The organism is Streptomyces sp. NPDC111516 (assembly GCF_055635345.1).
This window is the reverse complement of the sequence record NZ_JBVKBV010000035.1, coordinates 17,760-41,603: the sequence shown is the minus strand read 5'-3', so window position 1 is coordinate 41,603 and position 23,844 is coordinate 17,760. Positions and strand designations below refer to the sequence as shown.

The following is a 23,844-nucleotide window of genomic DNA, read 5'->3' as shown; positions in this document are numbered from 1 at the left end:
CAGGCTGTGGTTTCTCTGATATCTCGTCAAAAGTATTGACCGCACCACTCCTTGGGGGTGAGATCCAAGCGTACGTTCGGTTGTGTTGGGTTGCATCTCCGGAGGAGTTGGGCATGACGCAGTCTGATTGCGGCAGGTCAGGTGTGCCGGGCAGCGTCGCGGGACATCGGATGTCCCGGCGAAGTCTCTTGCGTGGTGCGGCAGTTGGCGCGGGAGCCGTGACCCTGCCGTCGTTGCTCACCGCCTGTGGGGGCGGCCCCGGTGGCGACGGAAAAACGATCACCATGGGCTCGAATTCGTCCGACCCCATTCCGAAGAAGGCATTCGCGGAAGCTTTCGCGGCGTACGAGGCGCAGTCGGGCGGGCGGAAGGTGAAGGTCAACACCGTCGACCACAACACCTTTCAGGAGAACATCAACCGGTATCTGCAGGGCAAGCCGGACGACGTCTTCATGTGGTTCGCGGGCAACCGCATGCAGTTCTTCGCCAATAAGGGCCTGTTGTACGACATCAGCGACAACTGGCAGGATTACAAGGGCTTCTCAGCCGCCCTGAAAGCCCAGTCGACCGGAGCGGACGGCAAACAGTACCTCACGCCTTACTACTACTATCCATGGGCCGTCTTCCACCGGAAGAGCCTGTTCGCCGACCGTGGCTATCAGGCTCCGAAAACCCTCGACGAGTACGTGGCTCTCGCCAAGCAGATGAAGAAGGACAAGCTCGACCCCATCGCCTTCTGCGACAAGGACGGCTGGCCCGCAATGGGCACCTTCGACTACATCGACATGCGGACCAATGGCTACGAGTTCCACAAGAGCCTGATGGCGGGGGAAGTCGCCTGGACCGACAAGCGGGTCAGGGAAGTCTTCGACACCTGGCGCCGGCTGCTCCCGTACTGCCAGCAGGGCGCCAACGGCCGTACCTGGCAGGAGGCCGCGAACAGCCTCCAGAAGAGGGAGGCCGGCATGGCCGTGTTCGGCCTGCCGCACCCCGGAGCCCAGTTCCCCAAGGGCGAGCAGAGCGACATCGACTTCTTCTCTTTCCCCGTCATCAACCCGGAGCACGGACAGGACGCGGTCGAGGCACCCATCGACGGATTCCTGCTGGCGAAGAAGTCGAAGAACCTCAAGAACAAGAAGACCCTGGAGAGCGCCAAGGACCTGCTCAAGTGGCTGGCCACCGGGAAGGCCGAGGACATCTACCTGAAGAGCGACCCGAACAACATCGCGGTCAGCGACCAGGCGGACATCTCCGCGTACTCGCCGCTCCAGAAGAAGGCCGTGGACCTGGTCTCCGGGGCGAAGCAGATCTCCCAGTTCCTGGACCGCGACACCCGGCCGGACTTCTCCTCCACGGTCATGATCCCGGCAATCCAGAAGTTCATCAGCAACCCGAACGACGTGGACGGACTGGTCAACGACATCGAACGGCAGAAGAAGACCGTCTTCGCCGCCGACTGACCCCGGACGCCCCAGACGCAATCCGACTGAACCTGGAGTACCGACCGTGTCGTTCATCTCGGCGCGGCGCACCGGACGGCGGGTCTCGCGGCGGTTCACCCACCGCGACCTCGCCGTACTGGGTGTGCTGCTCGGCATACCCGTCCTGCTCGACATCGCCATCGTATGGGGACCGACCCTCGCCTCCGTCGTGCTCTCCTTCACCAGCTGGGACGGCATCGGTGACATCAAATGGGTCGGTACGCAGAACTACGCGAACCTCTTCACCAACTACCCGCAGTTCTGGCCCGCCGCCCGGCACAACCTGCTCTGGCTCGCCTTCCTCGGCCTCGTCGCCGCGCCGTTCGGGCTGCTGCTCGCCGTACTCATCGACAGGGGCGTGCGATTCAGCCGCTTCTACCAGTCGACGCTCTACATGCCCGTCGTGCTGTCGCTCGCCGTGGTCGGCTTCATCGCCCAGCTGATCTTCTCCCGCGATCAGGGAGCCCTCAACGCGGTCATCGGGGACACGAGTTCGCCGACCGACTGGCTCGGCGATCCGGACCTCAACATCTGGATGGTCCTGCTGGCCGCGGCCTGGCGGCACACCGGCTATGTGATGATCCTCTACCTCGCCGGGCTCAAGGCCGTCGACCCCTCGCTCAAGGAGGCCGCGGCGATCGACGGGGCGGGCGAGGCGCAGACCTTCTTCCGCATCGTCTTCCCCACGCTCCGGCCGGTCAACGTCATCGTCGGCGTCATCACCGTCATCGAGTCCCTGCGCGCCTTCGACATCGTGTACGCCGTCAACCACGGCCGCAACGGACTCGAACTGCTCTCGGTGCTCGTCACCGACAACATCATCGGTGAGGCCAGCCGCATCGGCTTCGGCTCCGCCATCGCCGTCGTCCTGCTGGCCGTCTCCCTGGGATTCGTCGTGACGTACCTCGTCCAGGAGCTCCGAGGGGAGAAGAACTGTTGACCGTCCATGCCGCCCCCGCCTCCGCCCGCCCCAACGCACCACAAGCGCATCCGGCCCCGGCCGCCCGACGCGGGATGCGCCCCGGCAGGATCGGTGTCCACGCCTTCCTGATGGCGGTCTCCCTCGCCTTCCTCGCCCCGTTGCTGCTCGCGGTGTACGCCTCGCTGCGACCGTACGACGAGACCTCCGCACACGGCTACTTCTCGCTGCCGCGCCACCTCTCCCTGGACTATTATCGCCAGGCGTTTTCCGACTCCGGCATGACGAAGTACTTCGTCAACACCATGATCATCGCGGTTCCGGGGGTGATCATCACCCTCTTCCTCGCCTCGTTCGTGGCCTTCGCGCTGGCCCGGCTGAAGATACGCGGCGGGCTCGTCCTGCTGATGTTCTTCACCGCCGGGAACCTGCTGCCGCAACAGGTGATCGTCACGCCGCTGTACGTCGTGTTCAACCGCATCCCGCTGCCCTACTGGATGTCCGACTCGATGACGATGTTCGACTCGTACTGGGCCGTCATCGTCGTCCAGATCGGCTTCCAGCTCGGCTTCTGCGTCTTCGTCCTGGCCAATTTCATGCGCACCCTGCCGCAGGAGATCCTGGAAGCCGCCATCGTCGACGGCGCGGGCGTCTGGACCCAGTACCGGCGGATCACCCTGCCGCTCTGCCGCCCCGCCCTGGCCGCACTCGGCACGCTCCAGTTCACCTGGATGTACAACGACTTCCTCTGGGCACTGGTCTTCATCTCCGACGGCGACAAGCTCCCGGTCACCTCGGCGCTGAACAACCTCAGGGGACAGTTCTTCACGGACTACAACCTGCTCGCCGCAGGCTCCGTGATCGTCGCGCTGCCGACGCTCGTGGTCTTCCTGCTGCTCCAGCGTCACTTCATCGCGGGCCTCACCCTGGGCTCCGGCAAGGGGTAGGGGATGACCGGCGAAAACCCGCAATAGCGGAGGATCGCCGGAAAACGGGTGGTTTCGTATGTGGTGGGCAAGTGGCGCAACCAGGTCCTGTCCTGTCGATCTTCGTGGATCAGCCCGGGGCGTCTGGTGCGGTGCATCGCTAGGTGGAGGATCGTCCTCGTACTGGACGTACTTGGGCGACTCCGACAACGCGGCGAGGTGCCGTGCCAGGCGTTCCGGGCCCGCGAAGATCGACAGGACAGGGCCTAGCGGAATGCCCTCGGGGTGCGGTTCTCGCCGGGTGATGCCTAGGCTTGACCCAGTGGTTCATGAGGCATGTCGGAGCGGTGGATACGGCACCCCGGCGGTCGGACACACTCTTCGTCATATGAGGGTCGTCATCGACGCCTCACGGACCTCCTCCCAGAGGGAAGAGGAATCGACATGAGTTCACATCGCATCCGCACGAGCGCCGCAGCGGTCACTGCTGCGGTGGCCCTCCCGCTCTCGCTCGGCGCGTTCACCCCGCAGGCGTTCGCTGGTACCGCGGCGTCCAGCCCCTCCAGCACACCGAGCCCGTTCGGCCCGGAATGCTCCGCGCTGCCGCACAAGGGCAAGGGCAGTGCCGCCGGCATGGCCAAGGAACGTGTGGCCACCGCAGTGGCCAACAACCCCAAACTGACCAAGCTGGCATCCGCGTTGAAGGACGCCGGGCTCACCACCAAGCTCAATGACGCGAAGCACATCACGCTCTTCGCCCCCACGAACGCGGCCTTCGACAAGATTTCCAAGATGAAGCTTGCCGGCCTGCTCAAGGACAAGGCAGAGCTGAAGAAGGTCCTGACCTACCACGTCGTGGACAAGACCATCACCCCCAGTGAGCTTCCCAACGGCAGCTTCAAGACGCTGGAGGGCTCGATGCTCAAGACCACCGGGTCGGGCACGTCGTTCAAGGTCAACGACACCGCGAAGATCGTCTGTGGGGACATCAAGACGGCCAACGCCACCGTCTACCTCGTCGATAAGGTCCTCATGCCTCCGTCCTAGTGTCCCGCACCGGGACGACGATCGGTCATTGCCGTGAAGAGGGCATCGGCAGGTGTCTATTCACAGCCGAGGCCGTCGCCGTCCCGGTCGAGGTGCCGCCCGTAGCCGGGCTCGACGACGGCTTCTATGCCTCGCGGCTTTTATGCCTCACGGCGCGAAGAGGTGCGGGCCGTCGTCGGGCCTCGAACAGGGACTGCTGGTTCACCGAATGGGGAGCCAACCGCATTGGTCAGCGGGCACGGCGAACACCGCGCACAAGCGTGAAGACGTCGACGGGCATCGTGCTCGGCCGACGTGATCGTCCCCGGATTCCTCACGAACTCCGGCCGCTCCGTCAGGTCCGCATGGACGGCGGACTGGTGCATCGGGGCGTCGCACGCGGGCATCCGGCGGTTCCTTTCGGGTAACAGCATCGCCACAGGCGGGTTTTCGCGGCAGGGTGTTGCGGGCAAGCCACAGGGGGCTACGGAAGAGGGGGAACCGTGATCGTCTGGATCAACGGTGCGTTCGGCGCGGGGAAGACGAGCGCCGCGCGCGAGCTGGTCGATCTGATCCCGAACAGCACGTTCTACGACCCCGAGTTGATCGGCGCGGGGCTGCGGTATCTGCTGCCCCAGAAGAGACTTGCCGAGGTGACGGACTTCCAGCACCTGCCGATCTGGCGGCGCCTGGTGGTGGACACCGCCGCGGCTCTGCTCACCGAGGTTTCCGGGGTGCTGGTGGTGCCGATGACGCTGCTGCGACAGGAGTATCGCGACGAGATCTTCGGAGGGCTCGCCTCCCGGCGCATTCCGGTGCGCCACGTCCTGCTCTCAGCTGAGGAAACGATCCTGCGTAAACGGATCGCCGACCGGGTCGAGTTCGCCGACGACCCGGAGCACAGCGCACGGATCCGGCAATGGGCCTACGAGCACATCGAGCCCTACCGGGCGGCGCTCGGCTGGCTGACCCGGGACGCCCACACCATCGACACCAGCGCGCTCACCCCGTACGAGACGGCCGAGCGCATGGCCGAGGCGGTCCGCACCGGAGTGGCCACCGCGTGCGAGATCGTGCAGACGCCCGAGCCGACCGCGGAGACCGTCGCGGCCGGCGTACTGCTCTTCGACGAACACGGCCGGGTGCTGCTCGTCGACCCGACGTACAAGCCCGGCTGGGAGTTTCCCGGCGGAGTGGTCGAGGCCGGCGAGGCACCGGCCCGGGCCGGAATCCGTGAAGTGGCCGAGGAGATAGGCATCCACCTCGACCGGGTGCCGAGACTCCTCGTCGTCGACTGGGAGGCGCCCGAACCACCCGGCTACGGAGGCCTGCGGATGCTCTTCGACGGCGGTCTGCTGCCCCGCGCGGACGCCGAACGGCTGCTGCTGCCCGGCTCGGAACTGCGTGGCTGGCGGTTCGTCACCGAGGAGGAGGCGGCCACCATGCTGCCCCCCACCCGGTACGAACGGCTGCGCTGGGCACTGCGCGCCCGGGAGCGGTCAACCGTGCTCAACCTGGAGGCCGGAGTCCCGGTCGGCTGAGGCGCGCAGCACCGCCGCGGCGTCGACGGTGAGCGGATCGCCGTGCCCGAAGCAGACCGTGGCCGGATCCAGCGCGGCCAGCCGCCGGAACGAGGCAGCGGCGCGCCTCCGGTCGATGTTGAAGACCCCCGACATCACCTGGCCGACCCCGGCCACGCAGTCGCCGGTGAACAGCACGCCGTGGCGCGGCAGATGAACAGCGATGGAGCCGGGGGTGTGACCGGGGGAGTGGATCACCTCGGCCCCCGAGCCGAACCCGATCTCGTCGCCGTCGGCCAGCTCGCGGTCGACGCGGGTCGGCGGGGCCGGGGGAACGGTCAGCGCATGCTCGTACAACGGCCGTTCCCAGTCCAGCAGGACGGGGTCCGCGACCTCCTCCTCGCCACGGATCACCGGGGCGTCCAGCCGGTGGGCCAGGATCTCGGCGCCATGCCGGTCGGCGAGTTCCTGGGCGCTGCCGTAGTGGTCGCGATGCCCGTGGGTGACGACGATCCGGCCGATGCGGTCCGGGTCCCGGCCGAGGCCGCGCACCGCGTCCTCGATCGCGGGCGCCGCGTCGATGTCGCCCGCGTCGATCAAGGTCAGGTCCGCGCTGTCGCACCACAGGTATGCCTGTCCGACGCGGAAGCGGAACATGTACAGCCGGGGAAGCACTTCGACGAGATCCATGCGGCGAACGTACGCGGACCAGTCCGCCCGCCACCCGGATCTACGCTCTCGGCGAGCTTCACTCAGCGCGTAGCCCGTCCACCGGGCCGCGCGCTTCGGTGGCCGGCGAGTCCGGTGCGGCGTCTTAGCGACGGGGCCTCCGGTCCGCCGCGGGCAGGGCGACGGACCGGATCGGCAGGAACGCGCGGATCGGTGACGCTATGTCAGATCTACTTGGATTCCGCGTAGTTGCGCAGGAACAGTGCCTCGGCGAGCGACAGACGCTCCAGTTCCTCCGGCGACACGCTCTCGTTCACCGCGTGGATCTGTGCCTCCGGCTCGCTCAGGCCGATCAAGAGGATCTCGGCCTCCGGGTAGAGAGCGGCGAGGGTGTTGCAGAGCGGGATCGAGCCGCCCATGCCGGACGTCTGCATCTTCTCGCCGGGGTAAGCGGCCTCCATGGCCTGCGCCATGGACGTGTACGCCGGGCTGGAGGTGTTCGCGCGGAACGGCTGGCCCTGGCCGACCTGTTCCACCGACACTCTGGACCCCCAGGGGGCGTGCGCCTTGAGGTGGGCGGTCAGGAGCTCGGTCGCCGCGGCGGCGTCCTGGCCCGGCGGAACGCGCAGGCTGATCTGCGCCCGTGCGCTCGCCTGGAGCGAGGGGGTCGCGCCGACCACCGGCGGGCAGTCGATGCCGATGACGGTGACGGCGGGCCGGGCCCAGATCCGGTCGGCGACCGTGCCCGTGCCGATCAGTCCGACGCCGTCGAGGACCTTCGCATCCTTGCGGAACTCGGCCTCCGGGTACTGCAGTCCGTCCCATTCGGTATCCGTGGCGAGACCGTCGACGGTCGTGGTGCCGTCCTCGGCGCGCAGCGACGCCAGCAGCTGGATCATCGCGGCCAGCGCGTCCGGGGCGGCGCCACCGAACTGTCCGGAGTGCAGGTTCCCTTCGAGGGTGTCGAGCGTGACGCGCAGCATCGTCATGCCGCGCAGCGTCGCCGTGACCGTCGGCAGACCGACCCGGAAGTTGCCGGTGTCGCCGATGACGATGGTGTCGGCGGTCAGCAGCTCGGGGTGCGCCTCCGCGTAGCGTTCCAGACCGCCGGTGCCCTGCTCCTCGGACCCCTCGGCGATCACCTTGACGGAGACCGGAACGCCGCCGTTCGCCTTGAGGGCGCGCAGGGCGAGGAGGTGCATGATGAAGCCGCCCTTGCAGTCCGCCGAGCCGCGGCCGAACCAGCGGCCGTCCCGCTCCGTCAGCTCGAACGGCGGGGAGAGCCAGGCGGACTCGTCGAGCGGCGGCTGCACGTCGTAGTGCGCGTAGAGCAGTACGGTCGGGGCGCCGGCCGGGCCGGGCAGGAAGCCGTACACCGATTGGGTGCCGTCGGGGGTGTCGAGCAGGGCGACATCCTGGAAGTCCTCTGCGCGCAGCGCGTCGGCGACCCAGTTCGCGGCCGCCTCGCACTCGCTCTTCGGGAACTGCGCGGGATCCGCCACCGACTGGAAGGCCACCAGCTCGGCCAGCTCCGTCTTGGCGCGGGGCATCAGCGAGGCAATGGTCTCGGAGATCGGACGGGCGGTCATGGGCACGCTCCTCGTGGGTGCGACGTTATGTGTACGAATCCGGCTACATGCGCACCGAGTGTGCGGCGTCGCATGAAGGACGAACGTACGGTCGATCCTCCCACAGCGGGGGCCGGGCCGGGCGCGCCGTAGGATGCCGTGAGCAGCATGGGCCACTGGTGGGATCGGGAGCAGAAGCACATCGTGAGCAGCGAGAACGCAGACGCCGGGCATGAGCACGAAGAGTCGTCCGTGTGGGACGTCGTCGTAGTCGGTGGCGGACCGGCCGGAGCCTCCGCGGCATACGCGGCGGCGGTCGCGGGCCGACGGGTACTGCTCCTCGAAAAGGCGGAGCTGCCCCGCTACAAGACGTGTGGCGGCGGCATCATCGGGTATTCGCGTGATTCGCTGCCCCCCGGATTCGAACTGCCGCTGCGGGACCGGATCCACGCGGTCACGTTCTCGCTCAACGGCAGGCTGGCGCGCACCCGTCGCTCCAAGCGGATGCTGTTCGGTCTCATCAACCGCCCCGAGTTCGATGCGGGATTGGTCGAGGAGGCACAGAAGGCGGGCGCCGAACTCCGTACCGGGGCGACGGTGACAAGGGTCGAGCAGCACGGCGCCGCGGTGCCGGACCGGCGCACGGTCGCCTTGGTGCTGTCCGGCGGTGAGACGGTGCTTGCCCGCGCGGTCGTCGGCGCGGACGGCAGCGCGGGGCGGATAGGTGCTCATGTCGGGGTGAAGCTCGACCAGGTGGACCTCGGCCTGGAGGCGGAGATCCCGGTTCCGGAGACGGTCGCGGAGGACTGGGCGGGGCGGGTGCTCATCGACTGGGGCCCCATGCCCGGCAGTTACGGCTGGGTGTTCCCCAAGGGTGATGTGCTCACCGTCGGCGTGATCTCGGCGCGGGGCGACGGCGCGGGCACCAAGCGGTACCTGGAGGACTTCATCGCCCGGCTCGGTCTCGCCGGCTTCGAGCCGAAGATCTCCTCCGGGCATCTGACGCGCTGCCGCAGCGACGATTCGCCGCTGTCACGCGGGCGGGTGCTGGTGTGCGGCGACGCGGCGGGACTGCTGGAGCCGTGGACGCGCGAGGGCATCTCCTTCGCCCTCCGGTCGGGGCGGCTCGCCGGTGAGTGGGCGGTGCGCATCGCGGAGTCGCACGATGCGGTGGACGCCCGGCGCCAGGCGCTGAATTACGCCTTCGCCATCAAGGCCGGACTCGGTGTCGAGATGGGCGTCGGACGGCGCATGCTGAAGCTCTTCGAGCGCCGCCCCGGGGTGTTGCACGCAGTGCTGACGGGTTTCCGCCCGGCCTGGAACGCGTTCGCCGGGGTCACCCGGGGAACGACCTCGCTGGCCGAGCTGGTCCGTACGCATCCGCTGGCGCAGCGGGCGTTGTCGGCAATGGACCGTTAGGGCTTGACACCCGGGGCGCTCGGCGTGCCGGGTGCGCGGGATGGCCTGGCCGCTACGGGTCAGCCCGCCACGGTGATCCGGAAGACGGGGTGGTCCGGGCATGCTGCCAGGAGTTCGGCGTCCGTGGACTTCGCGGTGACGCCCTGGAAGTACTGGTTGACCTGCCATCCCCACCGCTCCAGGTAGGCGCGGACGATGAGCGCCTTCTGCTCGTCGTCCGCGATCTCCACGGCTGTGAAGGTGCGGACCTTCCGGCCCACCCGCAGTTCGCCGCCGCCGGCCACCCGCATGTTGCGCACCCACTGGGAGTGGCCCCGGGCGGAGACCAGGTACTGCGCGCCCTTGTGGGTGTGGGGGTTCACAGGGATGCGCTGCAACTGCCCGCTCTTGCGGCCACGTACCGACAGTTCGGCCGAGCCCTGAAGGCTGACGCCGTGTCGGGCCAGCCAGCCGATGACGCCGTTCATCCGGACATTGAAGGCGTTGCCCTGAAGGTAGTACGGCTGAGACATGGTGACTCCTTCACGTTTTGAGAGCGGTGCTCTCGCTTGAGATCAGTGTGCACGGGGATGGTGCTCAAAATCAAGAGCACCGCTCTCGTTGTTGGTCGGTGCTCTCTGTCCGTGGCAGACTGAAGCCCATGAGCACTGTCCGAGGAGCCAGGGAACGGGCCCGTATCGAGGTCACCGCCGCCATCAAGAGCGAGGCGAAGAAGCAGCTGGCGGCCGAGGGCGCCGCGAAACTCTCACTGCGCGCCGTCGCACGGGAGCTCGGTATGGCGTCCTCCGCGCTCTACCGTTACTTCCCCAGCCGGGACGAGTTGCTCACGGCCCTGATCGTCGACGCGTACGACGCCGTGGGTGAGACCGCCGAGGCCGCTCACCGCGCCGCCGTCACCGACGCCGCCCCGCACCTCGCACGCTGGACCGCGGTCGCCCGCGCCGTACGCGACTGGGCCCTGGCCCACCCTCATGAGTACGCCCTGATCTACGGCTCGCCCGTGCCCGGCTACACCGCACCGCAGGCCACGATCGGACCCGCCTCCCGCGTCGGCCGCGTCCTGATCACCGTCGTCGGCGACGCCTACCGCACGGACGGTCTCGCCGTGCCGCCACTCGCCGCCGAGCTGCGCGCCGAGGCCGGGCGGATGGTCGCCGAATTCGCGCCCGGCCTCCCTCCGGGCGTCGCAGCGCCGCTGATCGCCGCCTGGTCACAGCTGTTCGGGCTGATCTCCTTCGAGATCTTCGGCCAGTTCAACCGGGTCGTGGAGGCCCGGGAGGTCTTCTTCCGGGAGGCCGTCACCGAACTGGCCCGCACGGTCGGGCTGCTCGGCCCTCGCGGCAGCTAAGGGCTGTCCCGTTCGGATCGGGCCGGATCGCGGCGGTGCCGGGGCGCGCGAAACGGGCCTGATCGCCGAACGGCAGACCCGGGATCGGGCGTCGTCCTCCACCGGTCCGTACGTCGTACTCCACAGGGAGTACGGGTGATCACCACGCCCGGCTGACGCCTGTGCCGCGGTTCGCCGTCTAGCGTGGCCGCCATGGAAGAGCAACGCTCACACCGGGGCCACGGCGGGCCGCCGCGGTGGCTGACGGGGGAACCGGGATCCTCTGCCTCCCGGCTGCCCTGGCCGTCGACGATCCTGCTCGGTGCCGTCGTCATGATCGGTTCGACCATCGCGGCCCGGGGGCAGATGGACGAGCGGGCGCCGCTGGACCTCTTCGCGCGGCTGCTGCTCTTCGTGGCCGTCGCCGTGCTTCTGCTGCGCCACCGTCACCCGGTGGTGGCCGTCTTCGGGACGTCGGCCGCGGCGATGGTCTATCTGGCCGCCGGATATCCGTACGGGCCGGTCTTCCTGGCCGTCGCCGTGGGCTGCTTCAGCGCCGTTGTCGCCGGGCACCGGCGGGCCGCCTGGTCGGCTGTCGGCATGGTGTGGCTGGGGCACGTCCTGGTGGCCCACTGGCTCTACCGCTGGCTGCCGCCCTCCGGCGGCCACGCCGCTCCCTGGGGGCAGGAACTGGGTATCGCCGCTTGGGTGGTGGCCATCGTCGCCGCAGCCGAGTTCGTACGCGTACGCCGTGAGCAGTGGGCGGACCAGCGCGCGGAACGGGAGGCCGCCCAGCAGCGCCGGGCCGACGAGGAGCGGCTGCGGATGGCGCGGGAGCTCCACGACGTCCTGGCCCACAGCATCTCCGTCATCAACGTCCAGTCGAGCGTCGGGCTCGCGTTGCTGGACTCCGACCCCGAGCAGGCCCGTACCGCTCTCACCACCATCAAGGCCGCCAGCAAGGAGGCGCTGGGCGAGGTCCGTCAGGTCCTTGACACGCTGCGCACCCCCGGAGACGCGCCCAGGGCCCCGGCTCCCGGACTCGACCGGCTCCCCGAGCTCGTCGAACAGGCGGCGAGCACCGGACTGACCGTCACCGTCGAGACCGACGGGGTACGGCGCGCCGTACCGCCCGGCGCGGATCTCGCCGCCTTCCGGATCGTTCAGGAGGCGCTCACGAACGTGGTCCGGCACTCCGGATCGCGCACCGCGCAGGTCCGGATCGGCTACGAGCTCGGCCGCATCCGGCTCCGTATCGACGACGAGGGACCCGCCACCGGCAACGACGCGGGCGGCAGCGGCAACGGGCTGGCGGGCATGCGGGAGCGCGCCGCCGCACTGGGTGGCACGATCGAGGCGGGTCCCCGGTCCGGCGGCGGCTTCCGGGTGCGGGCCGACCTTCCGCTGCTGTCCGACTCGTCCGGCGCGGCAGCGCCCAAGGAGGAGACACCATGATCCGCGTACTGCTCGCCGACGACCAGTTGCTGGTCCGGGCCGGTTTCCGGGCCTTGCTGGACGCGCAGCCCGACATCGAGGTGGCGGGCGAGGCCGCCGACGGTGAGGAGGCCGTACACATGGTGCGCGAACTGCGGCCGGACACCGTGCTGATGGACATCCGGATGCCGCGTCTCGACGGCCTCGCCGCCACCCGCGCCATCACCGGGGACCCCGGACTGGGCGACGTGAAGGTGGTCATGCTCACCACCTTCGAGCTCGACGAGTACGTCTTCGAGGCGATCCGCTCCGGCGCCTCCGGCTTTCTCGTCAAGGACACCGAACCGGAGGAACTGCTGCGGGCGGTACGCGCGGTGGTGGTCGGCGACGCCCTGCTCTCGCCGGGGGTCACCCGCCGGCTGATCGCCGAGTTCGCGGCCCGGTCCAAGGAACCCGCGGCGGTCACCGGGCTGAGCGAACTCACCGAACGGGAAAGGGAGGTGATGGCTCTCGTCGGCATAGGGCTCTCCAACGAGGAGATCGCCCGACGGCTGGTCGTCAGCCCGCTCACCGCCAAGACCCATGTCAGCCGCACCATGGTGAAGCTCGGCGCCCGCGACCGGGCCCAACTCGTCGTGTTCGCCTACGAGTCGGGGCTCGTACGACCGGGCTGGCTCGGCTGACCCGGCGCACCCCGGGATGCTCGGCCGACCCGGCCACGGCCTCGCGGCCACGATTCCGTCCACCGCGTGGGCGGCCGTCACCGGTGACAGCCGCACACTTCGCGCCGACTCCGCTGTGTCAGTGGCCCGACGGGGCGTCTGCGCGGCACGGCCGGCCTCTCAGGCGTGCGCCGCGTTCCGTGCCCCGTACCCCAGGGCCGCGGCCGCGGCGGCCAGCAGCGCCACCGTTGTGAGGGCCAGAGGGAGGGAGAACCAGTCGGCCAGGAAGCCGATCACGGGCGGTCCGAGCAGCATCCCGCCGTAGCCGAGCGTCGACGCGGCGGCCACTCCACCGGGTCCGGCCAGCTCACCGGCCCGGCCGACCGCGACGGGGAAGATATTGGCCAGGCCGAGACCGGTGACAGCGAAACCGAGGAGCGCCGGCCAGGTGGTCGGGGCGAGCGAGCCGAGCAGCATCCCGGCGGCGGCCGTCGCACCGCCCGCGATGAGGGTCCGGGTCTGGCCGAGCCGTTCGAGCAGTGCCGTACCGCTGAGCCGACCGGCTGTCATGGTCAGTGCGAACAGGGAGTATCCGGACGCGGCGACGCCCGGGTGGGCGTGCAGATCCTGTTCCAGATGGAGGGCGCCCCAGTCGGCCAGCGCGCCTTCGCCGTACGCAGTGCAGAGCGCGATCACGCCGAACAGGAGCACCACGCGGCGGGCCTGCCCGCCCGGTCGCCGCGTCTTCTCGGCGTCGTCGGCCGTGGATGCGGGCTTCGGCGCCGGTTGGCGCAGCAGCACCGGTCCGGCCGCCGCGGTGACCAGGAGTCCGATCCCGGTGAGGACGAATAGGTGTGTGGCGGGGGAGAGGCCGCCCGCGACCAGGCCGCCGAGCCCGGCGCCGACCATTCCGCCGAGGCTGAACGCCGCGTGGAAGCTGGGCATCACGGGGCGCCGCAGGGCGGCGACCAGGTCGACGGCCGCACTGTTCATCGCCACGTTCATCCCGCCGTACGCGGCGCCGAAGACCAGCAGTACCAGGCCGAGCGCGAGCGCCGAATGCGTCCGCGCGGGCAGGGCGATGCTCAGGGACAGGAGAACGCCGCAGACCACGGTCACCGGATGACTGCCGAAGCGCCGACACGGCCGGCCCGTGAGCATCATGGTCACCACGGCCCCGGCGGATACGCCGAGCAGAGCGAGGCCCAGGGTGGAGGCCGAGGCGCCGGTCTGGTGCTTGATGGCCGGGATGCGGACCACCCAGCCGGCGAAGAGGAAGCCGTCGAGGGCGAAGAACACGGTCAGCGCGGTACGGAGACGGGCCGACGAAGGTGGAGCGGTGTTTCCGCCCGGTCCCCCCGGCAGGGCCGTCCGCAATTTGTTTAGTTGCGGCACAAACTCAGCATAGGGGCGTGCGGACAACGGGCGCAAGACGGCCGCCCGCCGCGGACGGCCGAGGCGAACGTGCGCCACCGGGGCGTCGGCAGCACTCGCGGATCATGGGAGACTCGCCCCCATGAACGGCAAGGTGACCACCACCCGGACAAAGTTGGAGAGGGGCCGCAGCGCGCTCGGACCCGCGCTGGAACTGGTCCACACAGGACGCGCGCCCACCCGCGCCGTCCTCACCTCCGAGCTCGGCGTCACCCGGGCGACAGCCGGTGCGGTCGCTGCGGAACTGGAGGCGCTCGGCCTGATCCGGGTCGACTCCCGGCCGGGCTCCGCCGCCGGCTCGCAGGGCCGCCCCTCGCACCGGCTGGCCATCCGGGAGTCAGGCCCGGTCGCCATCGCCGCCCAGGTGCACGCAGACGGGTTCCGGGCCGCGCTCGTCGGGCTCGGCGGACGGCTCGTCGCCACCAGCCCGAGCTGTGCCACCGTCACCGCGGACCCCGCCCAGGTCATCGGCGACGTCGTCGACGACTGCGCCCGCCTGTTGCGGGAGAGCGGACTGCGCTGCGTCGGCGCGGGCCTCGCGGTGCCGTCCGCGGTCGCCGAACCGGAGGGCACCGCACTGAACCCGTTGCACATCGCCTGGCCCGCAGGTGCCCCGGTGCGCGAGATCTTCGCCGACCGCGTACGGGAAGCGGGCATCCCCGGACCCGCGTTCACCGGGAACGACGTCAACCTCGCCGCACTCGCCGAGCACCGGCACGGTGCGGGGCGCGGCGCCCAGCATCTGCTGTGTGTGGCCACCGGTCACCGCGGCGTGGGCGGTGCGCTGGTCCTCGACGGCCGTTTGCACACCGGGAGTTCGGGACTCGCGCTGGAGGTCGGCCATCTCACGGTGAACCCCGAGGGGCGCCCGTGCTACTGCGGCGGTCGCGGCTGCCTGGACGTCGAGACCGACCCGCTGGCCTTCCTGATCGCCGCCCGTCGTGAACCCGGCCCGGAGGAGTCGCTGCTCAAGCAGGCCGGCGATCTGCTCCGTACGGAGTACGAGGACGCGGCGGTGCGGGGCGCGGCCGAGGCGCTGATCGACCGGCTCGGCCTCGGGCTCGCCGGGCTGGTCAACCTCCTCAACCCCGACCGCATCATCCTCGGCGGACTGCACCGCGCCCTGCTCGACGCGGATCCGGAGCGGCTGCGCGCGGTGGTGGCCGACCGCAGCCTGTGGGGGCGCAGCGGCAGCGTGCCGATCCTGCCGTGCACGCTCGATCACAACAGCCTGGTGGGCGCGGCGGAACTGGCCTGGCAGCCGGTGCTGGACGATCCGCTGGCCGCGCTCGCGTGACGGCCCCCGGGACGGCCGCTCGGTGCTCGGCCGTCGGACAGGCTCGACGATCACAGCCACGCGAACGCCCGTGCCGGGTCGCCCCGGTTGGGTCGCGTCCAACGCCTCCTTCGCAGGGCCTGTTCGAGGCGCGGACGCAACCGTTGCGGCAATACGGCCTGTCCGGGGACCCGGGGACCCGGGGACGGTCGTGTCGCCCGGTTCACCGGCGAGTCCCCACCCTGCCGGCGGATGATCCCCATGTCGTATTCGGCGGGGAGAGGCGATGAGGAGGCACTACGTCATGGGCCCGGCTCGCCGTCGGCAGCGGGAGGCGCGGGCTTGGTGCCGACGCCGCCCCTGTGACCGGCGGACCCGGTTCGCGAGGTCGTGGACCGGGCGGACCGCCACCGTATTCCGCGTGATGTGCATACGCCGAGATCCGCTCCGACGCCGTCCCCGGGCCGTCGGGCGGCCGCCCCGCCGTCTCACGCATCTGCGCGGCCGTACGGCGGATGGCCGCGAGCGCCAGATCGAGTTTGCCCGCGAAGTGGTGGTACGTGCTGCCCCGGCCCGCGCCCGCATGCTGCTGGATGGCCTTGGGGACGGTGCCGACGCAGCCGCGCTCCCACAGGAGCTCCCGGGCGGCTTCGATCAGGCGGTCCGGAGTGCTCATTACTCGGCTGTACGTAACAGTGGGTACGGAATCCGGTGATGTCGGCCCGACAACGGGAGCAGCGGCGGATCCGCCGCGTACTCCCGAGGGGGTACGCGTACGGCCGCTGGCCGTACGACGACTCGGGACCCCTCCCGGGGCCAGGCTCGGAGTCGTCAGGAAAACCTGACCGCGAACCCTGAACCGAGGGAGCTGACCGAGATGAACACCCTGGCGCACAGCGGTGGACCCGGACCCTGGATCCTCCTCTTCCCGCTCTTCTGGGCGGCCGTCGTCATCGGCGGCGTCACTCTCCTGCGCCGCACGGTCCGGCGTGGCCGACGAGGCCCCTGGCAGGCCCGTGCCACTCAGGAGAGCCTCGCCGAACCGTCACCGATCACGCTGCTCGGCCGCCGCTTCGCGGCCGGGGAGATCGAGGAGGACGAGTACTGGCGCCGGATCTCCGTCCTCGACGAACAGTTCGGCCGCGGCAGCAAGGGGGGAGTGGCATGACGACCACCGTTCCCACCTCCGAGCCCACCCCCACGTCCGCCACCGCCGTCGCAGCCCGGGTCGTCGACGCCGTGAAGCTCTACGGCACGGGAGACACCCGGGTCAGGGCCCTGGACCGGGTGAGCGTCGACTTCCCGGCCGGCCGCTTCACCGCGATCATGGGGCCCTCCGGCTCCGGCAAATCCACCCTCATGCACTGCGCGGCCGGACTCGACACCCTCACCTCCGGATCCGCCTTCATCGGCGACACCGACCTGAGCGCCCTCGACGACCGCAGGCTCACCCTGCTGCGCCGGCAGCGCATCGGCTTCGTCTTCCAGTCCTTCAACCTCCTGCCGACGCTCACTGTCGCGGAGAACATCACCCTTCCCCTGGATCTCGCGGGCGAGCGCCCCGATCCGGAGTGGCTCGACGCGCTGATCGACACTGTCGGACTGCGGGACCGGCTGCACCACCGGCCCGGCGAACTGTCCGGCGGACAGCAGCAGCGGGTGGCGGTGGCGCGGGCCTTCGCGGGCAGCCCCGGTGTCGTATTCGCCGACGAACCGACCGGCAACCTCGACTCCCGCTCCGGCCAGGAGGTGCTCCGGCTGCTCGGACGCACCGTCCGGCAGACCGCCCGTACGGTCGTCATGGTCACCCACGACCCGGTCGCCGCCGCCCACGCCGACGAGGTCGTCTTCCTCGCCGACGGTCGGCTCGTCGACCGGATGTTCGACCCCACGGCGGAGCGCGTACTCGACCGCTTCAAGTCCTTCGCTCCCGACCCCGCACGAAGGCGGTGACGCCATGACCAGCCCCCGGGTCTCCGTGCGTCTGGGCGTCTCCTCGCTCCGTGCCCACAAGCGCCGCTTCGTCGGCACCTTCGTCGCCGTCCTGCTCGGCGTCGCGTTCCTCACCGGGACGCTCGTCATGGGCGACACGCTGCGTGCGAGCTTCGACACCATGTTCGGCAACGCCACCGCCGGTACGGACGCGGTCGTGCGCAACTCCAATGTGGTCACGGTCGCCGGTGAGTCCCGGGGCACCCGGCAGCCGGTGAGCACCGCACTCGTGAAGAGGATCGAGCTGACCCCCGGGGTCGCCGCTGCGGCCCCCGACATCCAGGGCGCCGGCCAGCTCGTCGGCTCCGACGGCAAACCCATCGGCGGCCAGGGGCCACCCACCCTCGCCGGCAACTGGATCGACGACCCGAAGCTCAACCCGTACCGGCTCGCCGCCGGACGCGCCCCCGCCGCACCCGGTGAGGTCGTCATCAACCGCGGCACCGCAGACCGGGGCGGGCTCGGGATCGGCGACACCACGGTGCTGCGCACCCCCGACCCCCTACGCGTCACGATCGTGGGACTGGCCACCTTCGGCGGCCAGGACGGCATGGGGCAGGTCACCTACACCGCGATGACGCAGGCCGACGCCGAGAAGCACCTCACGCCGAAGCCCGGCGAGGCCTCGACCATCCAGGTGCGCGCGGACCCCGGCACCAGCCAGCAGGAACTCGTCGACGCACTGCGCCCGGTACTGCCCAAGGGTGTCGAGGCCATCACCGGACAGGCCTCGGCCGCCGAGAACCGGGACACGATCTCCGGCGCCTTCCTCAACCTGTTCACCACGCTGCTGCTGGTGTTCTCCGGGATCGTGTTGCTCGTCGCGACCTTCTCCATCCACAACACCTTCGCGATCGTCGTCGCCCAGCGGACCCGTGAGAACGCCCTGCTGCGCGCGCTCGGTGCCTCCCGCGGTCAGGTCGTCGGAGCGAGCCTCGTCGAGGCGAGCGCGGTCGGTGTGATCGCCTCCGCCGCCGGACTGGCCGGTGGCGTCGGGATCGCCGCCGGACTGCGGGCGCTCTTCTCCGCCGTCGGATTCCCGTTCCCCGAGGGCCCGCTGGTGATCGGCGCCGGGTCCCTGCTGCTGCCGCTCGCCGTCGGTGTCCTCGTCTGCCTCGGCTCCGCCCTCCTGCCCGCCGTCCGGGCCGGCCGCACCGCTCCGCTCGCCGCCCTGCGCGAGAGCGCCGTGGACGACTCCGCGGCATCCCGGACGCGTACCCTGGCCGGGTTCGTGCTGCTGGCCGCCTCCGTCGGCACCATCCTGACCGGCGTGTCGGCCGGCCCGTCCGGCCTGCTGTCGGCCGTGGGTGCGGTACTCGCACTCGCCGCGTTCGTGGTGCTCGGACCGGTCGCCTCCTCGTACGCCGTACAGTTCCTCGGCGCTCCGCTCGACCGGCTGCACGGCGTCACGGGCCGACTGGCCCGGCGCAACGCCCTGCGCAGCCCCCGACGGACCGCGTCCACCGCGACCGCGCTGATGATCGGTGTTGCCGTGGTCTCCCTGTTCACCGTCTTCGGGGCCTCGCTGAAGGCCACCATGAACCAGACGGTGGACCGCTCCTTCGCGGGCGACGTCGCCATCAGCGCCCCCGCCTTCGGGGCGGGCGGCAGCGGCCTCAGCCCCCGGCTCGCCCCGGCCGTCGACCGGCTGCCGGAGGTCGCGACCGCCGTCGGCCTGGGCAAAGGGGTCGCCGAGGTCGACGGCGCCGGACGCGCCCTGACCGTCACCGACCCAGCCGCGCTCGGCAGGGTCTTCGACCTCGGCCGGGTCGACGGATCACTGAACGGGCTGGGCGCGAACGGGATCGCGGTGTCCGGCACCGAGGCCGGCAAACGCGGGCTGCACACCGGCTCCACCGCACGGCTCACCTTCTCCGACGGCACCCGGCAGAACTTCACGGTCCGCGCCGTCTACGACCGGCCGGAACTGGCGGGCGACTACGTCATCACCCGCCAGGCCTGGGCCCCGCACCGCGCCCAGGACTCGGACTCGCTGATCGCCGTCTCCTTCAAGCCCGGCGTGTCCACCGCCGACGGCAGGGCGGCGGTCGCGAAGACCGCGGCGGCGTACGGCAACCCGGACGTACAGACCCGCAGCGAGTACGCGCAGTCCTCGGCCGGCGGCATCGACATGATGCTGACCCTGGTCTACGCCCTGCTGGCACTCGCCGTACTGATCGCCCTGCTGGGCATCGCCAACACGCTCACGCTGGCCGTCCACGAACGCACGAGGGAACTGGGCCTGTTGCGGGCCGTCGGGCAGACCAGGAGCCAGCTGCGGTCCATGGTCCGCTGGGAATCCGTCCTGGTCGCCGCGTTCGGCACGGTGGGTGGTCTGGTGCTCGGCGGCTTCCTCGGCTGGGTGCTGGTCAAGGCATCAGCGGGCGGCACCGCCTTCTCCTTCGCGCTGCCGCCGCTGCGGCTCCTGGTGATCGCTCTCGTGGGGATCACCGCCGGGGCGCTGGCGGGCCGGCGGCCGGCTCGCCGAGCGGCACGGTTGGACGTGCTCCGCGCGATCGCCGCCGAATAGCGCACGGAGCAGGAGGAGCGGGGCGCCGGACGGCGCCCCGCTCCTCCTGCTCCGCTACCCGACCACCGCCGACCGGGCGACGGAGGGCGTACGGCTCTCCAGATACGTGACGGCGTCCGGCTCGAACGGCCCGTCCGTGGTCGCCCCGTACACCGAGTGCGGTGGCCGCCCGGTGAACAGGGGAGGAGGTGCCGGAAGGGTGAACCAGACGACCTTCCCGGCCCCGCCGCTCGGGCGGACGCCCCAGCTCTCGCTCACCGCGGCGATCAGTGCGAGCCCGCGCCCCGACGTGCTGGAGGTACTGGGGTCGCACACGGTCGGCAGCCGTGGGTCGTGGTCGTGGACGGACACCGTCAGCCGTTCGAGCAGCAACTCGATCTCGACGGTGCATGACTTGTCCGGCTGGGCATGCCGGTGGACATTGGTCAGCAGTTCGGTGACGCCGAGCGCCGCATGGTCGATCAACGGATCGAGATGCCAGTAGCGCAGCTGCGCCGAAACGATTCTGCGGACCTGACCGATCCGCGACGGCAGGGCCTGGAGCTCCACCGTGCAGTGCCTGCTTGGCTCGCTGATCACGGCTGCGACTCCCCGAAATAGGTCCGGAAGAAGACGAGAGGGGCGGATCCAGCAGATGACGGACTGCTGAATCCGGACCGGCGGTGACGGATCTCAGTGTCACCGCTGGTAAACCATGAGTGACGCGTGACCAATGTCGCTCAGGGGCCACGGCTCCGCAACTCGCGCTGTTCCGGCGCGGTTGCTCCGTCAGATCATCCGGCCGCCCGCGCTCCGCAGCGTCTCGAGGAAACGGTGGGCCGGTCCGGCCTTGTCCGGACCGTGGTTGCGCTGCCCCATGGTCAGCCGGTACCGCGTCCCGTTGAGGCGTGCCACGGCCGCCCCGGCTCCGGCGAACCACGGCCTGCCCGCGCTCACGGCCGCCACCGGAGCGCTGTCGATCTCCCGTCCGTAACTGGTCAGCAGGGCCAGCCTGCCGTCCTTGACGATCACCTGCCCGGCCCTCGTGAGCGAGCGGGCCCACCGCTCGATCCGTACCCCCGTCGCGCTGAACTCCGTTTCCGGCATGACCGCTTCGCCCCCTTCGTAACGCCTCTGTCGGGCAGTTTGCACGCATCCGGGACCGGCGCGCCAGGCCGCGTCCCGGAGCAATGCGGCAACCGTCCCGTCCGGCCGGGCCAAGGCAGGGCTATGGAGCATCAAAGTGAACGTTTCTGCAGGTAGGGGGAATATCGTTGAGGGCGAGAGTCCGGTGACACGAGGAGGAACGCGTTGAAGGGCACCGCAAACCACACAGACGACGGCCGGGTCGCCGCGACCAACGACATCGACCGCTCCGACCCCGAGTACCGGGCCTGGCTCAAGGAGGCCGTCCGCAAGGTCCAGGCCGACGCCAACCGTTCCGCCGACACCCATCTGCTGCGCTTCCCGCTGCCCGAGACCTGGGGCATCGACCTCTACCTCAAGGACGAATCCACGCACCCAACCGGCAGTCTCAAGCACCGGTTGGCCCGCTCGCTCTTCCTCTACGGGCTCTGCAACGGCTGGATCCGGCCGGGCAGGCCGGTGATCGAGGCGTCCAGCGGTTCGACGGCCGTCTCGGAGGCGTACTTCGCCAAGCTGATCGGTGTGCCGTTCATCGCCGTGATGCCCCGCACCACCAGTCCCGAGAAGTGCCGGCTGATCGAATTCCACGGCGGTCGCTGCCACTTCGTCGACGATTCGCGGAAACTGTACGAGGAGTCCGCCATGCTCGCCGCCGACACCGGCGGTCATTACATGGACCAGTTCACCTACGCCGAACGGGCCACCGACTGGCGCGGCAACAACAACATCGCCGAGTCGATCTACCAGCAGCTGAGGCTGGAGCGTTACCCGGAGCCGACGTGGATCGTCGCCACGGCCGGAACCGGTGGCACCTCGGCGACCATCGCCCGCTATGTGCACTACATGCAGTTCGACACCCGGATCTGCGTGCCCGACCCGGAGAACTCGTGTTTCTTCGACGGCTGGACCCACCACGACCTCCTGGCCACCAGCGACTGCGGCTCCCGGATCGAGGGCATCGGCAGGCCCCGGATGGAGCCGAGCTTCGTGCCCGGGGCCATCGACCGGATGATGAAGGTGCCGGACGCGGCCAGTGTCGCGGCCGTGCGCGCCCTGGAGAGTGCCATCGGCCGGAAGGCGGGCGGCTCCACCGGTACCGGGCTGTGGAGCGCGTTCAAACTGGTCGCGGAGATGGTCGAACAGGGCAGCACCGGCAGCATCGTCACCCTGTTCTGCGACCCGGGCGACCGCTACCTCGACAAGTACTACTCCGACAGCTGGCTCGCCGAACAGGGCCTGGACATCGCCCCGTACACGCGGACCATCGACTCCTTCCTGAGTAGCGGCAACTGGCCCGGATAGCACGGACGGGGCGCGGTGCGCCCGGTCCGCGGCCGCACTCAGGGGAGCCCGGCCAGCCGCCTGTCGAGATTGCGTACGGCGTCCCGGAACGCCCGGCCCATCCCGGGCCGGGCCACCCGCAGGGCGAACCGGACGGGCGCGGAACCGTCGGCGGCGAACGTCCACCGCACCCGCGTCCCGGTCCCGGCCGGGGTGAGCCGCCACTCCTCCACCAGGGCTTTCGGACCAGGGGCGTTGGACGCATCGACCCGGTAGGCGTACCGCTCGCCGGGCTCCGCCGCGAGGATCGACTCGCGCAGTACCGCACCGCCCCGGAGCCGGACCTCGCGGCCCGCACCCTCCTCGGTGGGCCGGGCCGCCGTCACCGAGGTGAACCAGCTCGGCCAGCCCGCCACATCGTCGGCGAGTGCACGGTACACCGCCTCGGGAGGCGCGGACACCTCGGCGGCGAAGACCAGTCGCAGGGCAGCGGACTCGACGAAATCGAGGCCCACGGAACGGAGTCGGCGTGGCATGGATCGCACCTCCCGTGCGGTCGATCGGCAGCGTACGGGTCGTACGGGGCGCGCACACCATAGCTGTCATACCGTCAGATGTCCCTGCTCCTAAGGACGTTATGCGGAGAAGCGCTGCGGGGTCACTCGTGCGGCCGCTGCGCGTCACGCCGCCCGCGCCTGCTCACCGAAGGTCCGGGCCGGTCACCCGGGCTCCCCGCACCGCCACCGCCCCGCCGGACCGCGCCGCCCTACGGACACGGACCGACCGGACGGTCCAGCATGCCGTCGAGCACCCGACCGAAGACCCGGCGGCCCGCCGCGGCGATCAACGGATCGACCCACCGCGGCAGCCGCCGGACACTCAGCTCCTCCACCCACACCACATGGGATCCGGAATCCGTCGGATACACATCGAGCGACGCCCGGCCCAGCACCAGCGAACCGCGCTTCTCCAGCCGGCACCGCCCCGCGCGCCCGGCGGCGGGCGGGGTCCAGCGCACCACTTCCATCGGATCGTCGAAACCCAGCGGCCCGACGCCCGTACGCGCCACGAAGACGGTCCCCATCCCGGTCGGCAGCCCCGTGAGGACGTTGATCGTCGTCAGCGGTACCGTCGCCGCGTGCCGTTCCCAGTCCGTCACCCGGCACCAGGACTCGGCTGTGGACAGATGGGTGAAACGCTCGATCCGGAAGACGGCCACAGCACGATCCTAGGCCGTGCACCGCCCGGTCCGAGC

At 70.2% G+C, this 23,844-nt stretch carries 24 protein-coding genes; 14 read left to right on the top strand and 10 right to left on the bottom strand.

What is annotated here, in order from left to right; translation table 11 throughout:
- Positions 1-170 precede the first annotated feature (170 nt).
- The 4 genes from ACZ7L9_RS35480 (at position 171) to ACZ7L9_RS35465 (ending at position 4,373) form a co-directional block, all read left to right on the top strand.
- Complete coding sequence (locus tag ACZ7L9_RS35480; RefSeq protein ID WP_471421660.1) at positions 171-1,460, top strand: ABC transporter substrate-binding protein; 1,290 nt, start codon at positions 171-173, stop codon at positions 1,458-1,460.
- A gap of 46 nt (positions 1,461-1,506) precedes the next feature.
- Complete coding sequence (locus ACZ7L9_RS35475) at positions 1,507-2,421, top strand: carbohydrate ABC transporter permease (RefSeq protein WP_471421651.1); 915 nt, start codon at positions 1,507-1,509, stop codon at positions 2,419-2,421.
- 74 nt (positions 2,422-2,495) lie between these two features.
- Positions 2,496-3,347, top strand: a complete 852-nt coding sequence (locus ACZ7L9_RS35470) for a carbohydrate ABC transporter permease (protein WP_471421659.1) — start codon at positions 2,496-2,498, stop codon at positions 3,345-3,347.
- Between the two features lie 423 nt (positions 3,348-3,770).
- Positions 3,771-4,373, top strand: a complete 603-nt coding sequence (locus ACZ7L9_RS35465) for a fasciclin domain-containing protein (RefSeq protein ID WP_471421650.1) — start codon at positions 3,771-3,773, stop codon at positions 4,371-4,373.
- A 56-nt stretch (positions 4,374-4,429) separates the two neighbouring features.
- Here ACZ7L9_RS35465 and ACZ7L9_RS35460 read toward each other — a convergent pair whose 3' ends face one another.
- The gene (locus ACZ7L9_RS35460) at positions 4,430-4,501 is read right to left on the bottom strand and encodes an excalibur calcium-binding domain-containing protein (protein ID WP_471421658.1); all 72 of its coding nucleotides are present in this window, start codon (positions 4,499-4,501) and stop codon (positions 4,430-4,432) included.
- 354 nt (positions 4,502-4,855) lie between these two features.
- Between ACZ7L9_RS35460 and ACZ7L9_RS35455 the strand changes: the two genes are divergently transcribed.
- Positions 4,856-5,893: an NUDIX hydrolase gene (locus ACZ7L9_RS35455; protein ID WP_471421649.1), complete on the top strand. Its 1,038-nt coding sequence runs from the start codon at positions 4,856-4,858 to the stop codon at positions 5,891-5,893.
- Here ACZ7L9_RS35455 and ACZ7L9_RS35450 read toward each other — a convergent pair.
- Positions 5,852-6,562, bottom strand: coding sequence for an MBL fold metallo-hydrolase (locus tag ACZ7L9_RS35450; RefSeq protein WP_471421648.1), 711 nt, complete (start codon positions 6,560-6,562; stop codon positions 5,852-5,854). The genes ACZ7L9_RS35455 and ACZ7L9_RS35450 overlap by 42 nt on opposite strands.
- 209 nt (positions 6,563-6,771) lie before the next feature.
- Entirely contained in the window at positions 6,772-8,130 is a 1,359-nt protein-coding gene (locus ACZ7L9_RS35445) for a M20/M25/M40 family metallo-hydrolase (RefSeq protein WP_471421647.1), read from the bottom strand.
- A 147-nt stretch (positions 8,131-8,277) separates the two neighbouring features.
- On the opposite strand from ACZ7L9_RS35445, the gene ACZ7L9_RS35440 reads away from it, so the two are divergent.
- Positions 8,278-9,528 carry a geranylgeranyl reductase family protein gene (locus ACZ7L9_RS35440; RefSeq protein ID WP_471421657.1) on the top strand — a complete coding sequence of 417 codons (1,251 nt, stop codon included), beginning with the start codon at positions 8,278-8,280 and terminating at the stop codon, positions 9,526-9,528.
- A gap of 59 nt (positions 9,529-9,587) precedes the next feature.
- Here ACZ7L9_RS35440 and ACZ7L9_RS35435 read toward each other — a convergent pair whose 3' ends face one another.
- A complete protein-coding gene (locus ACZ7L9_RS35435; RefSeq protein ID WP_471421646.1) occupies positions 9,588-10,040 on the bottom strand; it encodes a nitroreductase family deazaflavin-dependent oxidoreductase in 453 nt (150 codons plus the stop codon).
- Between the two features lie 128 nt (positions 10,041-10,168).
- Between ACZ7L9_RS35435 and ACZ7L9_RS35430 the strand changes: the two genes are divergently transcribed.
- The 3 genes from ACZ7L9_RS35430 (at position 10,169) to ACZ7L9_RS35420 (ending at position 12,972) form a co-directional block, all read left to right on the top strand.
- Complete coding sequence (locus tag ACZ7L9_RS35430) at positions 10,169-10,876, top strand: TetR/AcrR family transcriptional regulator (RefSeq protein ID WP_471421645.1); 708 nt, start codon at positions 10,169-10,171, stop codon at positions 10,874-10,876.
- A gap of 192 nt (positions 10,877-11,068) precedes the next feature.
- Positions 11,069-12,310: a sensor histidine kinase gene (locus tag ACZ7L9_RS35425; RefSeq protein ID WP_471421644.1), complete on the top strand. Its 1,242-nt coding sequence runs from the start codon at positions 11,069-11,071 to the stop codon at positions 12,308-12,310.
- On the top strand, positions 12,307-12,972 hold the full coding sequence (locus ACZ7L9_RS35420) for a response regulator (protein WP_471421643.1): 666 nt from the start codon (positions 12,307-12,309) through the stop codon (positions 12,970-12,972). The genes ACZ7L9_RS35425 and ACZ7L9_RS35420 overlap by 4 nt, the downstream gene beginning before the upstream one ends.
- 159 nt (positions 12,973-13,131) lie before the next feature.
- Here ACZ7L9_RS35420 and ACZ7L9_RS35415 read toward each other — a convergent pair whose 3' ends face one another.
- Positions 13,132-14,346: an MFS transporter gene (locus ACZ7L9_RS35415; RefSeq protein ID WP_471421642.1), complete on the bottom strand. Its 1,215-nt coding sequence runs from the start codon at positions 14,344-14,346 to the stop codon at positions 13,132-13,134.
- A gap of 121 nt (positions 14,347-14,467) precedes the next feature.
- On the opposite strand from ACZ7L9_RS35415, the gene ACZ7L9_RS35410 reads away from it, so the two are divergent.
- Positions 14,468-15,682 (top strand): ROK family protein, encoded by a 1,215-nt coding sequence (locus ACZ7L9_RS35410; protein WP_471421641.1) that lies wholly within the window; start codon positions 14,468-14,470, stop codon positions 15,680-15,682.
- A 202-nt stretch (positions 15,683-15,884) separates the two neighbouring features.
- Here the strand turns inward: ACZ7L9_RS35410 and ACZ7L9_RS35405 are convergent, their stop codons facing one another.
- The gene (locus tag ACZ7L9_RS35405; RefSeq protein ID WP_471421640.1) at positions 15,885-16,337 is read right to left on the bottom strand and encodes a TetR/AcrR family transcriptional regulator; all 453 of its coding nucleotides are present in this window, start codon (positions 16,335-16,337) and stop codon (positions 15,885-15,887) included.
- A 201-nt stretch (positions 16,338-16,538) separates the two neighbouring features.
- On the opposite strand from ACZ7L9_RS35405, the gene ACZ7L9_RS35400 reads away from it, so the two are divergent.
- The 3 genes from ACZ7L9_RS35400 to ACZ7L9_RS35390 are packed head-to-tail and all read left to right on the top strand — an operon-like array spanning position 16,539 to position 20,183.
- Positions 16,539-16,829 (top strand): SHOCT domain-containing protein, encoded by a 291-nt coding sequence (locus tag ACZ7L9_RS35400; protein WP_471421639.1) that lies wholly within the window; start codon positions 16,539-16,541, stop codon positions 16,827-16,829.
- The gene (locus tag ACZ7L9_RS35395) at positions 16,826-17,614 is read left to right on the top strand and encodes an ABC transporter ATP-binding protein (RefSeq protein ID WP_471421638.1); all 789 of its coding nucleotides are present in this window, start codon (positions 16,826-16,828) and stop codon (positions 17,612-17,614) included. The genes ACZ7L9_RS35400 and ACZ7L9_RS35395 overlap by 4 nt, the downstream gene beginning before the upstream one ends.
- Positions 17,615-17,618: 4 nt before the next feature.
- Positions 17,619-20,183: an ABC transporter permease gene (locus ACZ7L9_RS35390; RefSeq protein ID WP_471421637.1), complete on the top strand. Its 2,565-nt coding sequence runs from the start codon at positions 17,619-17,621 to the stop codon at positions 20,181-20,183.
- A 54-nt stretch (positions 20,184-20,237) separates the two neighbouring features.
- On the opposite strand, the gene ACZ7L9_RS35385 is transcribed toward ACZ7L9_RS35390, so the two are convergent.
- On the bottom strand, positions 20,238-20,762 hold the full coding sequence (locus tag ACZ7L9_RS35385; protein WP_471421636.1) for an ATP-binding protein: 525 nt from the start codon (positions 20,760-20,762) through the stop codon (positions 20,238-20,240).
- A gap of 189 nt (positions 20,763-20,951) precedes the next feature.
- On the bottom strand, positions 20,952-21,269 hold the full coding sequence (locus tag ACZ7L9_RS35380) for a hypothetical protein (protein ID WP_471421635.1): 318 nt from the start codon (positions 21,267-21,269) through the stop codon (positions 20,952-20,954).
- Between the two features lie 204 nt (positions 21,270-21,473).
- On the opposite strand from ACZ7L9_RS35380, the gene ACZ7L9_RS35375 reads away from it, so the two are divergent.
- Positions 21,474-22,610 carry a PLP-dependent cysteine synthase family protein gene (locus ACZ7L9_RS35375; RefSeq protein WP_471421634.1) on the top strand — a complete coding sequence of 379 codons (1,137 nt, stop codon included), beginning with the start codon at positions 21,474-21,476 and terminating at the stop codon, positions 22,608-22,610.
- Positions 22,611-22,648: 38 nt separating this feature from the next.
- Here ACZ7L9_RS35375 and ACZ7L9_RS35370 read toward each other — a convergent pair whose 3' ends face one another.
- A complete protein-coding gene (locus ACZ7L9_RS35370) occupies positions 22,649-23,125 on the bottom strand; it encodes an SRPBCC family protein (RefSeq protein ID WP_471421633.1) in 477 nt (158 codons plus the stop codon).
- 230 nt (positions 23,126-23,355) lie between these two features.
- Positions 23,356-23,808 carry an SRPBCC family protein gene (locus ACZ7L9_RS35365; protein WP_471421632.1) on the bottom strand — a complete coding sequence of 151 codons (453 nt, stop codon included), beginning with the start codon at positions 23,806-23,808 and terminating at the stop codon, positions 23,356-23,358.
- Positions 23,809-23,844 lie beyond the last annotated feature (36 nt).

What these genes read in the sequence shown, in the direction of transcription:
- ACZ7L9_RS35370 (WP_471421633.1), bottom strand. Translation starts at nt 23,125, where the DNA reads ATGCCACGCCGACTCCGTTCCGTGGGCCTCGATTTCGTCGAGTCCGCT.
- ACZ7L9_RS35390 (WP_471421637.1), top strand. Translation starts at nt 17,619, where the DNA reads ATGACCAGCCCCCGGGTCTCCGTGCGTCTGGGCGTCTCCTCGCTCCGT.
- ACZ7L9_RS35430 (WP_471421645.1), top strand. Translation starts at nt 10,169, where the DNA reads ATGAGCACTGTCCGAGGAGCCAGGGAACGGGCCCGTATCGAGGTCACC.
- ACZ7L9_RS35410 (WP_471421641.1), top strand. Translation starts at nt 14,468, where the DNA reads ATGAACGGCAAGGTGACCACCACCCGGACAAAGTTGGAGAGGGGCCGC.
- ACZ7L9_RS35380 (WP_471421635.1), bottom strand. Translation starts at nt 21,269, where the DNA reads ATGCCGGAAACGGAGTTCAGCGCGACGGGGGTACGGATCGAGCGGTGG.
- ACZ7L9_RS35405 (WP_471421640.1), bottom strand. Translation starts at nt 16,337, where the DNA reads ATGAGCACTCCGGACCGCCTGATCGAAGCCGCCCGGGAGCTCCTGTGG.
- ACZ7L9_RS35480 (WP_471421660.1), top strand. Translation starts at nt 171, where the DNA reads ATGTCCCGGCGAAGTCTCTTGCGTGGTGCGGCAGTTGGCGCGGGAGCC.
- ACZ7L9_RS35395 (WP_471421638.1), top strand. Translation starts at nt 16,826, where the DNA reads ATGACGACCACCGTTCCCACCTCCGAGCCCACCCCCACGTCCGCCACC.
- ACZ7L9_RS35425 (WP_471421644.1), top strand. Translation starts at nt 11,069, where the DNA reads ATGGAAGAGCAACGCTCACACCGGGGCCACGGCGGGCCGCCGCGGTGG.
- ACZ7L9_RS35465 (WP_471421650.1), top strand. Translation starts at nt 3,771, where the DNA reads ATGAGTTCACATCGCATCCGCACGAGCGCCGCAGCGGTCACTGCTGCG.
- ACZ7L9_RS35420 (WP_471421643.1), top strand. Translation starts at nt 12,307, where the DNA reads ATGATCCGCGTACTGCTCGCCGACGACCAGTTGCTGGTCCGGGCCGGT.
- ACZ7L9_RS35440 (WP_471421657.1), top strand. Translation starts at nt 8,278, where the DNA reads ATGGGCCACTGGTGGGATCGGGAGCAGAAGCACATCGTGAGCAGCGAG.
- ACZ7L9_RS35435 (WP_471421646.1), bottom strand. Translation starts at nt 10,040, where the DNA reads ATGTCTCAGCCGTACTACCTTCAGGGCAACGCCTTCAATGTCCGGATG.
- ACZ7L9_RS35450 (WP_471421648.1), bottom strand. Translation starts at nt 6,562, where the DNA reads ATGGATCTCGTCGAAGTGCTTCCCCGGCTGTACATGTTCCGCTTCCGC.
- ACZ7L9_RS35470 (WP_471421659.1), top strand. Translation starts at nt 2,496, where the DNA reads ATGCGCCCCGGCAGGATCGGTGTCCACGCCTTCCTGATGGCGGTCTCC.
- ACZ7L9_RS35400 (WP_471421639.1), top strand. Translation starts at nt 16,539, where the DNA reads ATGAACACCCTGGCGCACAGCGGTGGACCCGGACCCTGGATCCTCCTC.
- ACZ7L9_RS35445 (WP_471421647.1), bottom strand. Translation starts at nt 8,130, where the DNA reads ATGACCGCCCGTCCGATCTCCGAGACCATTGCCTCGCTGATGCCCCGC.